The sequence below is a fragment of the Thalassococcus lentus genome (genome assembly GCF_028023555.1).
GTDB classification, from domain to species: Bacteria; Pseudomonadota; Alphaproteobacteria; order Rhodobacterales; family Rhodobacteraceae; genus Thalassococcus_A; species Thalassococcus_A lentus.
This window is the reverse complement of sequence record NZ_JAQIOY010000008.1, coordinates 45,672-60,674: the sequence shown is the minus strand read 5'-3', so window position 1 is coordinate 60,674 and position 15,003 is coordinate 45,672. Positions and strand designations below refer to the sequence as shown.

The 15,003-nt window shown below is 57.7% G+C and carries 18 protein-coding genes; 14 read left to right on the top strand and 4 right to left on the bottom strand.

All coding sequences use genetic code 11. The features are described from left to right. Positions 1 to 14: 14 nt before the first annotated feature. Positions 15 to 710 (bottom strand): HAD family hydrolase, encoded by a 696-nt coding sequence (locus PFY00_RS16105; RefSeq protein WP_271433617.1) that lies wholly within the window; start codon positions 708 to 710, stop codon positions 15 to 17. A 97-nt stretch (positions 711 to 807) separates the two neighbouring features. Between PFY00_RS16105 and clpS the strand changes: the two genes are divergently transcribed. The 4 genes from clpS (at position 808) to hemF (ending at position 3,993) form a co-directional block, all read left to right on the top strand. Further along, complete coding sequence (clpS, locus tag PFY00_RS16100; RefSeq protein ID WP_271433616.1) at positions 808 to 1,170, top strand: ATP-dependent Clp protease adapter ClpS; 363 nt, start codon at positions 808 to 810, stop codon at positions 1,168 to 1,170. A 17-nt stretch (positions 1,171 to 1,187) separates the two neighbouring features. After that, positions 1,188 to 2,183: a methyltransferase gene (locus tag PFY00_RS16095; protein WP_271433615.1), complete on the top strand. Its 996-nt coding sequence runs from the start codon at positions 1,188 to 1,190 to the stop codon at positions 2,181 to 2,183. 39 nt (positions 2,184 to 2,222) lie between these two features. Then, positions 2,223 to 3,023 carry an SDR family NAD(P)-dependent oxidoreductase gene (locus tag PFY00_RS16090; RefSeq protein ID WP_271433614.1) on the top strand — a complete coding sequence of 267 codons (801 nt, stop codon included), beginning with the start codon at positions 2,223 to 2,225 and terminating at the stop codon, positions 3,021 to 3,023. A gap of 79 nt (positions 3,024 to 3,102) precedes the next feature. Further along, entirely contained in the window at positions 3,103 to 3,993 is an 891-nt protein-coding gene (hemF, locus tag PFY00_RS16085) for an oxygen-dependent coproporphyrinogen oxidase (protein WP_271433613.1), read from the top strand. A gap of 87 nt (positions 3,994 to 4,080) precedes the next feature. Here the strand turns inward: hemF and PFY00_RS16080 are convergent, their stop codons facing one another. Then, complete coding sequence (locus PFY00_RS16080) at positions 4,081 to 4,626, bottom strand: pseudouridine synthase (RefSeq protein ID WP_271433612.1); 546 nt, start codon at positions 4,624 to 4,626, stop codon at positions 4,081 to 4,083. After that, positions 4,623 to 5,075: a nucleoside deaminase gene (locus PFY00_RS16075; protein WP_271433611.1), complete on the bottom strand. Its 453-nt coding sequence runs from the start codon at positions 5,073 to 5,075 to the stop codon at positions 4,623 to 4,625. The genes PFY00_RS16080 and PFY00_RS16075 overlap by 4 nt, the downstream gene beginning before the upstream one ends. 94 nt (positions 5,076 to 5,169) lie before the next feature. Between PFY00_RS16075 and PFY00_RS16070 the strand changes: the two genes are divergently transcribed. The 7 genes from PFY00_RS16070 (at position 5,170) to PFY00_RS16040 (ending at position 11,764) form a co-directional block, all read left to right on the top strand. After that, positions 5,170 to 6,114 (top strand): pseudouridine synthase, encoded by a 945-nt coding sequence (locus PFY00_RS16070; protein WP_271433610.1) that lies wholly within the window; start codon positions 5,170 to 5,172, stop codon positions 6,112 to 6,114. 126 nt (positions 6,115 to 6,240) lie between these two features. Continuing rightward, positions 6,241 to 6,387, top strand: coding sequence for a hypothetical protein (locus PFY00_RS16065; protein ID WP_271433609.1), 147 nt, complete (start codon positions 6,241 to 6,243; stop codon positions 6,385 to 6,387). Positions 6,388 to 6,465: 78 nt separating this feature from the next. Further along, a complete protein-coding gene (locus PFY00_RS16060; RefSeq protein ID WP_271433608.1) occupies positions 6,466 to 7,239 on the top strand; it encodes a hypothetical protein in 774 nt (257 codons plus the stop codon). 175 nt (positions 7,240 to 7,414) lie between these two features. Beyond that, a complete protein-coding gene (locus tag PFY00_RS16055; RefSeq protein ID WP_271433607.1) occupies positions 7,415 to 8,311 on the top strand; it encodes a 5-bromo-4-chloroindolyl phosphate hydrolysis family protein in 897 nt (298 codons plus the stop codon). Between the two features lie 26 nt (positions 8,312 to 8,337). After that, positions 8,338 to 9,534 (top strand): toxic anion resistance protein, encoded by a 1,197-nt coding sequence (locus PFY00_RS16050; RefSeq protein ID WP_271433606.1) that lies wholly within the window; start codon positions 8,338 to 8,340, stop codon positions 9,532 to 9,534. Next, positions 9,494 to 10,513, top strand: coding sequence for a DUF2927 domain-containing protein (locus PFY00_RS16045; RefSeq protein WP_408648473.1), 1,020 nt, complete (start codon positions 9,494 to 9,496; stop codon positions 10,511 to 10,513). Before PFY00_RS16050 ends, PFY00_RS16045 begins: the two co-directional genes overlap by 41 nt. Before the next feature lie 132 nt (positions 10,514 to 10,645). Continuing rightward, positions 10,646 to 11,764, top strand: coding sequence for an SPFH domain-containing protein (locus PFY00_RS16040; protein WP_271433605.1), 1,119 nt, complete (start codon positions 10,646 to 10,648; stop codon positions 11,762 to 11,764). A gap of 92 nt (positions 11,765 to 11,856) precedes the next feature. On the opposite strand, the gene PFY00_RS16035 is transcribed toward PFY00_RS16040, so the two are convergent. After that, a complete protein-coding gene (locus tag PFY00_RS16035) occupies positions 11,857 to 12,363 on the bottom strand; it encodes a hypothetical protein (protein ID WP_271433604.1) in 507 nt (168 codons plus the stop codon). Positions 12,364 to 12,498: 135 nt separating this feature from the next. On the opposite strand from PFY00_RS16035, the gene PFY00_RS16030 reads away from it, so the two are divergent. From PFY00_RS16030 to dtd, 3 genes are all read left to right on the top strand, one after another. Next, positions 12,499 to 13,584, top strand: coding sequence for a TFIIB-type zinc finger domain-containing protein (locus PFY00_RS16030; RefSeq protein ID WP_271433603.1), 1,086 nt, complete (start codon positions 12,499 to 12,501; stop codon positions 13,582 to 13,584). Between the two features lie 71 nt (positions 13,585 to 13,655). After that, a complete protein-coding gene (locus PFY00_RS16025; RefSeq protein ID WP_271433602.1) occupies positions 13,656 to 14,555 on the top strand; it encodes a carbohydrate kinase family protein in 900 nt (299 codons plus the stop codon). After that, positions 14,552 to 14,995, top strand: coding sequence for a D-aminoacyl-tRNA deacylase (gene dtd, locus PFY00_RS16020; RefSeq protein ID WP_271433601.1), 444 nt, complete (start codon positions 14,552 to 14,554; stop codon positions 14,993 to 14,995). The genes PFY00_RS16025 and dtd overlap by 4 nt, the downstream gene beginning before the upstream one ends. The last annotated feature ends 8 nt before the right edge of the window (positions 14,996 to 15,003 follow it).

Genomic DNA, 15,003 nt, shown 5'->3' with positions numbered 1-15,003 from the left:
CCTGTAGGCCATCTTCATCCGATTTCTGCAACCAGAGAGGGCAGCCCGGACAAATCCTGGACTTCCTTGAAGCGCGGGTGCTCCGGCGCTTCGGCATGTTCCAGATCCCAGCCCAGATCATGCGGAACAAAAACGCCCCAACAACCCGCCTCAATTGCCGGCCTCACATCGGATTTCATTGAGTTCCCAACCATCATCGAAGCCCCTGCCCCGCCGGGAACCGTCCCAAAAATCCGCTGGTAGGTCGCAATGGTCTTGTCCGATACGATTTCGACCCCGTCGAAAAGATCCCCCAGACCTGACTGGGCTAACTTCCGCTCCTGATGCAACAGATCGCCCTTAGTGATCAAAAGAACCCTGTGGGTCTGCGCAACGCTCTCCACCGCTTCTTGCGCATGGGGCAACAGCTCAACCGGATGGTCCAGCATTTCGCGGCCAGCGGACAGCAGTTCTGCAATCACGGTTCCGGGAACCCGCCCCTCGGTAACCTCCACGGCTGTTTCGATCATTGAAAGGACAAACCCTTTTACACCAAATCCATAGTGTCCAATGTTCCTGCGCTCGGCTTCCAACAGACGGTTCGACAGGTGATCCGGCTCTGCGTGATCTGCCAACAACTCTGCGAATCGTGCCTGCGTCAGCGAAAAGAACCGTTCATTGTGCCAAAGGGTATCATCCGCATCGAAAGCGATTGTTTGCAGATTTCGCATCCTAAAGCCCCTTTGGTTGCAATGCCCCCCTTTTCGCGGCGCACAGTCAGGTTATATACAAAGGCCAATTCCGCAAACGCAAAGCACCAATGACGCAATGACCAATGCACAGCAATATCGGATAGTTGCCGCAACAGGTGGACCGGACCTGCCCGATGATGGGCAGGGCGATGCAAGCGTGGTCGTGGATGTCAAACCCAAGACCAAACGCCCCCCTTTGTATAAAGTGCTTTTGCTTAACGACGATTACACCCCCATGGAGTTCGTCGTACACGTTCTGGAACGCTTTTTCGGCATGACACACGCTCAGGCCTTTGAGGTCATGTTGACCGTTCACAAAAAAGGCGTTGCCGTTGTCGGCGTCTTCAGCCACGAAATCGCCGAAACCAAGGTTGGTCAGGTGATGGATTTTGCACGGCGTCACCAGCACCCGCTGCAATGCACCATGGAAAAGGAATAGGCTCGAGAGCCGCCGCCATGAGTTCCGATCGATTGCTCTTTGCCCTTGAAACCGGGGGGCTTGCACTGCCGCAATCCGGCACACTCGCGCTTTGGCGCGCGTCCGGCGATATGGCTCTGTCTGGCCTCGATGCTGCGCGTTGTGAAGTCATCCACAGCTTCGCACCAGACTATGACAGCTGGGCACGCCGCGGCATGGCTGTCTCGGTTGCGCCCAAAGGCCCCTATGCCGCCAGCATCGTGTTCCTGCCCCGCGCCCGTGATCTGGCCGAAACCATGATCGCCGAGGCCGAGGCCGCAACACCGGACGGCCTTATCGTAATCAATGGAGCCAAGACCGACGGTATTGAATCAATTGCAAAAGCTTTGAAAAAGCGCGTGACTCTGGACGGCGTTGTTTCCAAGGCTCATGGCAAATGCCTCTGGTTCCGAGCACAGGGCGCGTTTTCAGATTGGGTGCGGCCGGTTATGTCTGCCAACACGCAGGGCGATATGACGGCACCCGGTATCTTTTCGGCGGATGCCGCCGATCCGGCCTCTGTTGCCTTGGCAGCCGCGCTGCCCGAGACACTCAAGGGGCAAGTAGCAGATCTTGGTGCAGGCTGGGGCTGGTTGTCCCGAGAGATTCTGAGCAAAGAGGGTGTGACCGCTCTGCATCTAGTCGAAGCCGAAGCTCATGCATTGGACTGTGCCCGCCAGAACGTAACGGACCCGCGCGCGCAATTTCATTGGGCTGATGCAACCACCTGGAAATCACCGTCGAAACCGCTGGACGGTGTGGTCATGAACCCGCCCTTCCATCAGGGCCGCAAAGCCGACCCACGTATCGGGCAGGCCTTCGTCACAGCAGCCGCACGCCTCTTGGCGCCGAACGGACAGTTGTGGATGGTCGCAAACCGCCACTTACCTTATGAAACCACGCTCGCAGCCAATTTTCGGGATGTTGCCGAAATCGCTGGCAATAATCGTTTCAAGATACTGCACGCCGCGCGGCCCTCTCGCCCGAAGCGGTGAAGTGTCGTAGCGTGACGACGAACCAAACAGGGATTCTCTATGAGCTTTTCCATCGAAGGAAAGACCGCGATTGTCACCGGAGCCGCCAATGGCGTCGGTCTCGCGATCGCGCGGCATTTTGTAAACAAGGGTGCCAATGTCATCTTCGCCGACATGGACGAAGAACAGCTGATCAAGGAATGCGGCGAGGCACAGGACGAAGGCAATGTCCGCTACTTTGCCGGTGACCTACGCGAGAGGCTTACCATGGCCAACCTGCTTTCCGCGACGCTGGATGCCTTTGACCGAGTGGACATTCTGGTCAACGGCTCCCGCCAGATGATGCCATCCGATCCTCTGGATATCGAAGACGATTCCGTGGAACGCATGCTTGGCCAAAATATGACAACAGCCCTGCGCATGACCCAATTAGTCAGCAAACGCATGATCAAACAGGCTGAGGGACAGGAAGAAGGACAGGTTGGTGCAATCGTCAATCTGTCCTCGATCGCAGCGCGGCGCTCTCACCCCTCCTTGCTGGGATATTCGGTGTCCTGTGCTGCACTGGATCAAATGACCCGGTCGATGGCGGTTGTCTTGGCCCCGGAACGGATCCGGGTGAACGCCGTGTCGTTTGGATCACTGATGTCCGCAAGTCTCAAGGATACGTTGCGCGAACACGCGGATTATCGTGACGACATCGAAGCCCACACACCTTTGGGGCGTATCGCCGGACCAAGGGAACTGGCCGAAGCGGTGCAATTTCTGTCAAGCGAGGCGGCCGGTTTTGTCACTGGTCAGATCATGACCATCGACGGTGGGCGCACCCTGCTGGATCCCGTGGCAGCTCCGGCACACTGAATCCCCGCAATAGGCAATCACCAAGTTGCTCTTGGACACAGGCTTGACTAGCATGGTGTCAACCAAAGAGGACACTTCGATGAAAGATATGTTGGACAGCGAACGCAGCCGCGCTGCTGAATGGTTCCGTACGCTTCGGGATGAAATCGTTGGCGCCTTTGAAAAGTTGGAAGACAATCACAGCGACGGCCCTTTCGCAGAGATGGATGCGGGCCGCTTTGAAGTAACCACGACCAAGCGCCATTCGGATGACGGATCAGACGCAGGTGGTGGCCTGATGAGCGTCATGCGCGGTGGCCGGGTGTTTGAGAAGGTCGGCGTGAATGTGTCGACGGTTTACGGGCAACTCGGACCGCAAGCGCAAAAAGCAATGGCAGCCCGCGGCGTTCCCGGCATGGAAGACGATCCCAGTTTCTGGGCCAGCGGCATCAGCCTCGTGGCTCATATGCAAAACCCGCACTGCCCTGCCGTACATATGAACACCCGGATGTTCTGGACCCCCCATGCTTGGTGGTTCGGAGGTGGGTCGGATCTGAACCCCTGCATCGAATACGACGAAGACACTGCCCATTTTCATGCCACGCAAAAGGCGCATCTGGATCCGCACGGAACCGAACACTACCCGCGCCTCAAGGAATGGGCCGACGAATACTTCTATGTTCCGCACCGGGGACGCGCACGTGGGGTCGGCGGAATTTTCATGGACGATCGGAACTCCGGCGATTGGGAAGCGGATTTCACCCTGACACAGGATATCGGCCGTGCCTTTCTTCCCGCCTATGTTCCACTGGTCGAAAAGCGCCGCGTGCAGGCATTCACCGATGCGGACAAGGACACTCAGCTCGTGCATCGCGGGTTGTACGCGGAATACAACCTTGTCTACGACCGCGGCACGAAATTTGGCCTTGCGACGGGGCATGATGCCAATGCTGTCCTGATGAGTCTTCCGCCATTGGCAAAGTGGGTTTGACGCAACCACATACGTGACATCCAGGCCTCTGGGTATTGGCGGGACGGCGGGCGGGGCGATGTTCCGGCCCAGCCGGAACGAGCGGCGTCAGGCGTCCCGCCACTGACCCTGTGCAAGCCCGTCGAGTGACCAGTCACCAACCGACCATCGCACCAGACGAAGACACGGCAGGCCGACATGCGCAGTCATCCGGCGCACCTGCCGGTTGCGCCCCTCGGTGATGGTCAGCTTTATCCAGCTATCCGGCACGGTCTTGCGGTAGCGTACAGGTGGATCACGCTCCCAGATGTCTGGCGGGTCGATTGCCTCGGTACACGCAGGCCGGGTCGGCCCATCCTTCAGCGTAACCCCGGCACGCAAGGCCTGCAGCTGTTCTTCGCTTACAAGACCCTCGACCTGAACAAGATAGGTTTTGGGTTTTTTGAACTTGGGGCTCGCGATCCTAGCCTGCAATCGACCATCGTCCGTCAGAACCATCAAGCCTTCACTATCGCGATCCAGACGCCCGGCCGGGTAAACGCCGGGCACGTCCACAAAATCGGACAAGGTTGGCCGTGGGCTGCCTTGGGTGCCCTTGTCAGTGAACTGGGACAAAACACCAAAGGGCTTGTTGAACAGGATCACGCGGCTCATGTCCGGCGTCCTGCAAAAAATTTGCGCAGTAATTCCGAAGCAGGTTCAGCAGACAGCCCGTCATAAATTTCGGGCATATGATGGCATTGTGCATGGGAAAAAACCCGTGCGCCCTGCGCCACCCCGCCGGATTTGGGATCGGCTGCGCCATAATAGAGCCGCCGAATCCGTGCGAATGAAATGGCGGCTGCGCACATTGGGCACGGTTCAAGCGTCACATAGAGGTCGTGATCAGGAAGACGCTCCTGCCCCAATGCCGCGCAAGCTTCCCGAATGGCGAGGATTTCGGCATGGGCTGTCGGATCATTCAGTTCGCGGGTGCGATTACCCGCCTGCGCGATGACAGTCCCATCGCTCGATGTCACCACAGCGCCCACCGGCACTTCGCCGCGCTGTGCGGCGGCCTGCGCTTCGGCAAGCGCGATATCCATATGGCTGGCAAAAGTCATGGCTGTATCTAGCCCTATCAAACGCCGTGTGAAAGCACCTGTCGCATCAAAGCGCCTTTGACAGCGCGGCGTGATACGTTAGACGGGCCGCATCATGTCCAGTTCCAACACACCAGAATCCCCCTCGAAAACGCCGCCGGGCGAACGCGTCGCCAAAGTGATCGCGCGATCCGGGCTAGCGTCGCGCAGAGAAGCAGAGCGCTTGATCGAGGCAGGGCGTGTATCCGTCAACGGCACAATCATTGATCGTGCGGCTTTGAACGTCACACCGAACGACAAGATCGTCGTAGATGGCAAACCACTGGACGCACCCGAAGAAGAACGGTTGTGGCTCTACCACAAACCAACCGGGCTGGTAACGACGAACAAGGACGAGCAAGGCAGACCCACGATCTATGATGATCTGCCGGACGATTTGCCTCGGGTCATGAGCGTCGGGCGTCTGGATCTCAACTCAGAAGGCCTGTTGCTGCTGACCAATGACGGTGGCGTCAAACGCAAACTTGAGCTGCCCTCGACCGGTTGGCTGCGCAAGTACCGCGTCCGGGTCAATGGCAGACCGAATGACACCATGTTGCAACCGCTTCGGGACGGTTTGGTTGTGGACGGCCAAAGATTTCAGCCGATGATCGTCACTCTGGATCGGCAACAGGGCGCGAATGCCTGGCTGACAGTCGGGCTGCGCGAAGGAAAGAATCGCGAGATTCGCCGCGCCATGACCGACATCGGTCTGAACGTGAATCGGTTGATCCGGGTGTCCTACGGACCATTCCAGCTGGGTCAGTTGAAACAAGGCGAGGTTCAGGAAGTCCGCCGCAAGATCTTGCGCGACCAGTTGGGCTTGGATGGCGCCAAGGCAGACCGTCCGGTTCCTCAGAGACGGCGCAGCGGCGCAAACGACACTAGCAAGTCTTTGAAATCTGGCAACAATCGCTCAAAGCCCAACAGCCAGGGACGGAACGCAGCGTCCGCCAAGCGATCGTTGAAGCCACGTCCCAAGACTGGCAAAAGTGGCGCAAACAAAGGCAGAAACGGCTAATCTGGCATTAACTCTTCCCAGTTTTTCCCGGCACTTGCCGGATTTTCGCCCGGATTCGCTGTCATCTTTGAGAGCATGATGTTTACGCTCATAGCTCTTGCGATCGGTTGTTTGTCGCTGTTTCTGATGCTTGGTGGTCTGCGCATGGCAGCCACCGATACATTCGAAATTTTGTCGAAAATGACGGTACGCGCCCGCAACGACGGGGAACTCGTTCCACGTCTCGCCTTTGTCATGCTCTGGGGCCTGATCTTTGTCCTGAGCTATTTCTGAGGGCGAACACTGATGGCTATGCAAGACATAAACGATCCACCCCCCCCGCTGCAGAAGACAGCTTTTTTGGGGTCCGGCTTGAACATTCTCTTTCTCGCTGCCTTTCCGCTGGTTCTTTGGATGTTCCAAGGATCTGCGGTGCTGATCGCCACTGCGGTATTGCAGTTGTTTCTGCTGTCCTGTGGATTGCGCTTGATAGCGCGCGGCCTGATATCCGAGGCGCGCTACGACGCGGCCATCGCCGCGCATGCACCCAAGTGGCCCCTAAAGCTGATGGGCGCCTGTTTGATCGGCGTGACCGTATTCCTTTTGGCCGGACATCATTTCTATACACTGTTCGTTCCCGCAATGCTGGGATTGGCTTCTGTTGGCCTGACGATTGCCGCTTTCGGGCTGGATCCAATGAAAGACAAGGGAATGGAAAACCGCGAGGAAGTCGCCTGCATGGTACTGGCCTCGCAAATCGATCAACACGAACTGGATTTGGCCAGTGCCGTTCATCGCATCGCCGGACTGGGCGATGCCGATCTGACACGGCGCACTGAAGCCGCCCAAGACCTTCTGTACAACACCATTGAAAGCGCCCGCGAGGACACAGAAATCCTTCAGCGCAGCCAAAAGCCAATCGCCAAGTTCGTCCGGATTATCGAGTCCGAAGTTGACCGGCTCGAAAACAGCTGGGAGGGCGATGACTATCTTTTCGCGCGCCGACGGTTTGTTGCCAAGCTGGACGTTCTGATTGAAAGCTTTGGGTCCTTTGCTCGCAAGAGTGGCGCACTGGAAGACAAGGACTTTCTGGACGATGAGGCCGAGCTTCTCTTGGATCGCATGCCTCAGGAATCCGCCGCCTGACGGCATTTGAGCCGACTTCCCCCTAGCAAGCGCAGAAAATAGCCCTTAAGTTCGCCTCAAAGCCATTGCTTCCGAGGGTATAAATGTCTGGCACTGCCTTGCAGAAGGTTACTTACGTTCTTTTGATCCTTCTATTGTTCGGGATCACCTCTGGTCTCATTGGGGGCCTATAGGCATGTCTCAACGATTTGGTGGCAAATTCAGCCCCGACGGCAGCACCGTGACGCCCGAGGACAGACCTGAGCAATCGGCATTCAAGGGTGCCCGGGTTGATCCTGTCGGCGCGCGCAGCAACGTTATGTTTCTGCCGCCTGTCGTTCTGGCCTTCATGTCTCTGAACGATGGCGCGACGGGCCTTGCGACAGGCCTTGTTGGCGCTGGCGTTCTGATTCTGGGCGCGTGGCTCTTGCGGGACGGCCTGCGGGCCGAAGCCGCTTACAATGAACGCAAGGTTGCTCGGCGGCCCGGAATACCGCGCAAGCTTTTTGCTTCGGCTCTCACAGGTGTCGGTACGGCCATCGCTGCATTTCATCACAGCCCCGATGTCGTTCCTGCGGTGATCTTTGGGGCCGCTGCTGGTGCCCTCCATTTGGGCGCCTTTGGCATTGACCCGATGAAAGACAAAGGCATGGAAGGTATTGATACCTTTCAACAGGATCGTGTTGCCCGTGTGGTGGACGAAGCCGAAGCGCATCTCGGCGCGATGTCTGATGCGGTGAAGCGTGCAGGCGACCGTCAGGTTGAGGCCCGCGTCGAGCGGTTTCAGGTCAAGGTCCGTGAACTGATCCGCACGGTCGAAGAAGATCCGCGTGATCTGACAGCGGCACGGAAATTTCTGGGTGTCTACCTGATGGGTGCGCGCGATGCCGCCGTCAAATTCTCGGACATCTATGCCCGCTCCCAAGATCGGGGCGCCAAGTCTGATTTCATGATGCTTTTGACCGATCTGGAAGAAAGCTTTGGCCAGAAGACCGAAAAGCTCTTGCTGGACAATAACGTCGACCTTTCGGTCGAAATTGATGTGTTGCGCGATCGGCTGCAACGCGAAGGTGTGCATCTCAAAACGAGATAATCGATTACAATCAACGGGGGGTACCCATGTCCGATAACGTTCGTCAAAAGGCTCAAGAAGCTCTGACGCTGGTGGAAGAAGTCAACGCTGTCATCTTGCCAGAGCCAGTGGATGCAAATGCAATTGTGCCGCTCCAAGAGGCTAATCCAGAAGTAGGCGAAGAAATCCGTACACGTATGGATGAAATCGACATGGGTGACACACAGTCCATCGTCGCATTCGGATCGGCCGCTCAGGCTGAGCTGCAGGAAATCAGCCAAGCGATGCTGACAGACGTGCGCAACAAGGATGTTGGCCCTGCCGGGGACAGCCTGCGCGGGATCGTGACCACCATTCGCGGTTTTTCGGTCTCGGAACTCGACGTCCGTCGTGAACGGACATGGTGGGAAAAACTGCTGGGACGCGCCGCGCCTTTTGCCAAGTTCACGGCCCGGTTTGAACAGGTTCAGGACCAGATCGACCGCGTAACGGACAATCTGCTTGAGCATGAGCACAAACTGCTCAAGGACATCAAATCGCTGGACCTGCTCTACGAAAAGACGCTGCAGTTCTACGACGAACTGGCGCTGTACATTGCAGCTGGCGAAGAAAAGCTCAACGAGCTGGACAGCAAGGATATTCCGGCTGCCGAAGCCGCCGTTCAGGCCGCGCCCGAAGGTGATCAGCTGATCAAGGCGCAGGAACTTCGTGATCTGCGCGCCGCGCGTGACGATCTGGAACGCCGCGTACACGATTTGAAACTGACCCGTCAGGTCACGATGCAATCGCTGCCGTCGATCCGTCTGGTTCAGGAAAATGACAAGTCGCTGGTTACCAAGATCAACAGCACGCTGGTGAACACAGTACCTCTGTGGGAAACCCAGCTGGCGCAGGCCGTCACAATCCAGCGTTCCGCCGAAGCGGCCGCAGCGGTGCGCGACGCCAACGATCTGACCAACGAATTGCTGACCTCGAACGCCAAGAACCTGCGCGACAGCAACAAGATGATCCGCGAAGAGATGGAGCGCGGTGTCTTTGACATCGAGGCCGTCAAGCAGGCCAATGCTGATCTGATCGGCACTATCGAAGAAAGCCTGCAGATTGCAGACGAAGGCAAGCGCCGCCGCACCGAAGCGGAGGCCGAGCTGAAGAAAATGGAAGCAGAACTGCGCGACACCCTCGCCGCCGCAAAGGCGCGCAAGGATGGCGTGGGCGACAACGCCGCCACGTCTGTTCCCGGCTGATCCGTCAATGCGCTGGGGCAGGATTGCAACTTCCGCTGTCGTGTTGTCCGCCCTGGCGGGCTGCATCGGCACGGGGCTTGCCCCACGCGAAATTACGGTTTCACCACCAGAAAGACCCGCTGCGGTAGCCCAGCCTACCGCAGCGGCCGTGCCGGTCCAGCCTGCCGGCCCTTCGCAGAAAAGTCGCGAATTGGAAGCCTATTACAAGCGTGTGCAAAGCGATCTGCTCGTGCGGGGGCTGTTGCGGACCGATGGGGGTGGGCCCGACACCCAATTCACCGACACGATGCTGATGCGGAATTTTGAAAAGATCGCATTGGCCGAAGAATACGAACGCGGAGCGGGTCTGAAACCTTCGGCTGGCGGAACGACCGCCATCAAGAAGTGGACCAAACCAATCCGCGTTGTCGCAGAATTTGGTGCATCTGTTCCCTCAGACAAAGCAGCAAAGGACCGCGCCTACCTTGCCAGCTACGTGGCCAAACTGGGCCGGATCACAGGGCACCCGATTTCCATGTCGGGCAGCGGCGCAAATTTCCACGTGCTGTTCATGGGACAGGACGACACAGACACCATTGCTCCGCGCATCCGCCAGATCGTCCCGGATGTGAACCCTACCGCGCTGCGGCTTTTCAACAACCTGCCGCGCAGCATTCATTGTCTTGTCATCGCCTTTTCCGACACGCCCGGCGGCTATGACTATGGCACGGCAATTGCGGTGATCCGTTCAGAGCATCCGGATCTGCTGCGCCGTTCGTGCATTCACGAAGAGGTCGCACAGGGGTTGGGTCTGGGCAATGACGACCCATCCGCACGCCCGTCGATCTTCAACGACGACGACGAGTTCGCGCTGCTGACGAGCCACGATGAACTGTTGCTCAAGATTCTGTACGACCCACGTCTCAAACCGGGTATGTCCGCAGCAGAGGCACGACCGATCGTGGCCGAACGCGCGACAGCATTGGTTGGCGGGCGTTGAACAGTGCCTTCTGTTCCCCGATTTTCGGCACAAAATCGAGGCACTGATTGAACAGCGGCATAGCAATAGGCATATTCAAGCGTAAGACTGCCGCGGGTCACACCCCCGGCGAAATTCGGTAAAGGACAAGACATGGGTATTTTCGATTTCCTCAGCGGCCAGTTCATTGACGTCATTCACTGGACGGATGACACGCGCGACACCATGGTCTGGCGTTTTGAGCGGGAAGGCCATGAAATCAAATACGGCGCCAAGCTGACAGTTCGCGAGAGCCAGGCCGCCGTCTTCGTGCACGAAGGCCAGTTGGCGGATGTGTTCACACCCGGGCTTTACATGCTCGAAACGAACAACATGCCGATCATGACGACCCTGCAGCACTGGGATCACGGCTTTCAGTCGCCTTTCAAATCCGAAATCTACTTTGTCAGCACGAACCGCTTTACTGATCTGAAGTGGGGCACCAAAAATCCGATCATGCTGCGTGACCCGGAATTCGGACCAACTCGCATTCGCGCCTTTGGCACCTATTCCATCAAAGTTGTGGACCCGGCCTTGTTCCTCAAGGAAATCGTCGGCACCGATGGTGAGTTCACGATGGACGAAATCAGCTTTCAGATCCGCAATATCATCGTTCAGGAATTCAGCCGTGCCATTTCAAAAGCGGGCATCCCGGTTCTGGATATGGCCGCCAACACCGCCGAGGTTGGCAAGCTGATCGCACAGGCCATTGATCCCGTGATCAAAGGCTACGGGCTGTCCCTGCCCGAGCTCTATATCGAGAACATCAGCCTGCCACCGGCCGTCGAAAAGGCGCTGGATGACCGGACCAGCCGCGGCATCACCGGAAACCTCGATGATTTCATGAAGTACAAGGCTGCGGAAGCCATGGGCCAAGGCGGTGCCATGGATGATGCTATGGGTATGGGCATGGGCGCCGCCATGGGCATGGCCATGGGCAACCAGATGGGCGGCGCTGCGCCGACCAACCCATGGGCTGCTCAGCCTGCTCAAGCCGCGCCAATGGCGCCTCCTCCGCCACCTGTCGAACACGTTTGGCATATTGCCGAAAATGGCGCCACCAAGGGCCCGTTTTCCAAGGCCGATCTGGGGCGCATGGCAGCGGGCGGAGACCTGACACGCGAAACCCACGTATGGACACCCGGTCAGGACGGCTGGATGAAAGCGGGTGACGTGCAGGAGCTGGCGCAGCTCTTCACCATCATGCCGCCACCTCCGCCACCCGCCGGATAAACGCGGAGCGGAAAACCAGGGCTAACCCGCAAAGCCACTCTTGGTTATGCGGATAGCCTCCTTTCCGAAATTGGTCGCTAGATCTGCGCGCTTCAGTTGCTCAGCAAACTGAGCAGGTCCGGCCCGGTGCAGGCGCCCACTGGAAAGCTGATTGTATCGTCTCGCCAAGCGGGAAACGGCTTGGCCGGAGCGACGCGCGACTCGGCGATGACCTGATTATCCGTGCAAAAATCCTGCCCGAGATTACCCAGATTGAAGCCGAATCCGCCCATCCCGCAGTCCGTTCCTGCGCCGTTCATGTTCCAGGCCTGCGGCATCGGAATGCCGAACCCATCAACAACAAATGCCACTGCGACCGGATCGAAATGCAGCCTCCAAGACGTCAGTTCGTTCAGCATACCCAAAGACCAGCTGCCAATCGGCTCACCGTCTTTGAAACCTTGAATGGCAAAACAAATCATATCGGATTCGTTGATCAGGCGCGTTCCGATCAACGCCTTGTCAAAGCTCATGGAACCCGTCATGCGATAGCCATTCGCGCCCTCCCAGACGAACCCGTAGCGGGCCTCTTGCGCCATCGCGGCGGACGCGAACCCCATACCAAGGACATACAGACAAATTTGGAAAAGCGATCTGCTCATACCCAAAGGGTAACTCAGTCCACCGCGCGCGCAACCCGCTCTTTTCTTTCCCGGTGGTCCGGGTAACTTGTGCACATATGCCAAGAGGCCATTATGACTGACGAACACAGATTTCCCTGCTCAAACTGCGGCGCAGATTATCGGTTTGACCCGGAAGCTGGCCAGTTGGTTTGCGACCACTGCGGCGCACAGGAAGAAGTCACACAGTCCGGGCCATGGGCAGGCGGCATTCGTGAACTGGATTTCAGATCGGCAATGAAAAACCTGCTGCCGTTGCAGGACATGGAAGAAACCCGCGTTTCGCATTGCCCCAACTGCGCTGCAGAAGTCGAATTCAATCCTGATCTTCATGCCGCTGAATGCCCTTTCTGTGCAACACCGGTGGTGACCGATACCGGAACCCACAGACATATCAAACCGCGCGGCGTTCTGCCCTTTGCCATGGATGAAGGCTCGGCTCGGGACGCCATGACCGACTGGCTTGGGTCTTTGTGGTTTGCACCAAACGGGCTGCAGGATTATGCGCGCAAAGGGCGCAAACTGACCGGGATCTACGTTCCTTACTGGACGTTCGATGCGGACACTCGGTCGGCCTACAAGGGCGAGAGGGGCACGATATACTACGAATCCCGCACCGTTCGCCGGAACGGCAAGACCGAAACCATTCGCGTTCAAAAAATCCGTTGGAGCCCGGCGTCCGGACGCGTGCAAAGGTTCTTTGACGATGTATTGGTGCTGGCGTCACAGTCGCTGCCAAAGCGGTTTACCGACGCGCTTGAGCCGTGGGATCTGTCCGCGATGGAGCCCTACAGCCCAGAGTTTTTGGCCGGGTTTCGCGCCGAAGGATATCAGGTCGATCTGGACGAAGGGTTTCACGAGGCCCGCGCGCACATGGAGCGCGTCATCGAGCGGGATGTGAAATTCGACATCGGCGGCGATCGCCAACGGGTCATCCACGTCGATACCGATATGAATGACATCACGTTCAAGCACGTCCTGCTGCCGGTCTGGCTGGCGGCCTACAAATATCGCGGCAAGAGTTATCGGTTTGTCGTCAATGGACGCACTGGGCGTGTTCAGGGCGAACGGCCCTACTCTGCGATAAAGATCACAATCGCCATTGTGGTCGGGCTATTGATTGCCGCTGCAATTGGCTATGGATTAGCGATGAGCCAATGACCGTTGCTTGACGGCAATGCGGACAATCGTTAGCGCTAACCTTAACTATGCGGCGTGGAAAGGACTAAGCAATGATCTTGTGTTGTGGCGAAGCATTGATCGACATGCTGCCCCGTCAGTCGGACGCGGGCGAAGATGCTTTTGCGCCCTACGCAGGCGGCGCCGTTTTCAATACGGCGATTGCCTTGGGACGATTGGGTGCGCCAACCGGATATCTGGGCGGTCTGTCCAACGATCTTTTTGGCAAACTGCTTTCAGAAACTCTGGGGGCTTCGAACGTTGATCATGGGCTTTGTCCACGCAGCGACCGGCCAACCACTCTGGCCTTTGTCACTTTGATAAACGGTCATGCGCAATACGCATTCTACGACGAAGGCACCGCAGGGCGGATGCTGGAGACTTCGGACCTGAAAAGCCTGCCAGACACGGTCGAAGCCCTGTTCTTTGGCGGTATCAGCTTGGTGTCAGAGCCCGCCGCCGATACCTATGCGGCGCTGTGCACGGGTGAAACAAACCGCCCGATCATGATTGATCCGAACATTCGTCCCGGCTTTATCACAGATGAAGCACGGTATCGGAACCGGCTGGCAGGTATGTTGGCAAACTCGGACGTCGTCAAACTGTCTGACGAAGACATGGCCTGGCTTGGATCTTCTCCAGAAGAGCTGCTGGCAGACCGTACGAATGTCGTGTTGATCACGCGCGGATCGGAAGGCGTTGATATTGTCACTGCTGCAGGAACCATACAGATCGCTGCAGAACGTGCCGAGGTCGTTGATACCGTTGGTGCCGGCGACACCTTTAACGCAGGCTTCCTTGCCGGTCTCCAGAAAGACGGGTTGTTGTCGCGCAACGCGCTGAGCCAAGCAACGCCGGATGATCTGGCATCTGCCGCGCAGTTGGGCGTCAAAGCCGCCGCAATCACCGTCAGTCGCGCGGGTGCAAATCCGCCTTGGGCCTCTGAGCTATGAGGGCGCTCATCCAGCGTGTTTCCGAGGCGCGTGTTGCCGTCGACGGCGAGACACTGGGTGAAATTGGACCGGGTCTGCTGATCCTCATTTGCGCCATGCAGGGCGACACCGAAGCCCAGGCCGACAAGCTGGCAAACAAGATCACCAAATTGCGCATCTTCAAAGATGAAGATGGACGCATGAACCGGTCTTTGCTGGACACAGGCGGCAGCGTCTTGGTGGTCAGTCAGTTTACCCTTGCCGCTGACACGGCACGGGGAAACCGCCCCGGCTTTTCAACGGCTGCACCGCCCGCTGAAGGCGAAGCGCTGTATACCTATTTCGCGGATCAATTTGCAGCCAAGGGCATTCAGACCGCCAAGGGCAAATTTGGGGCCGATATGGCCGTCAAACTGACCAACGATGGCCCCGTCACAATCTGGATGGACACCGACGACTGAACACGCGC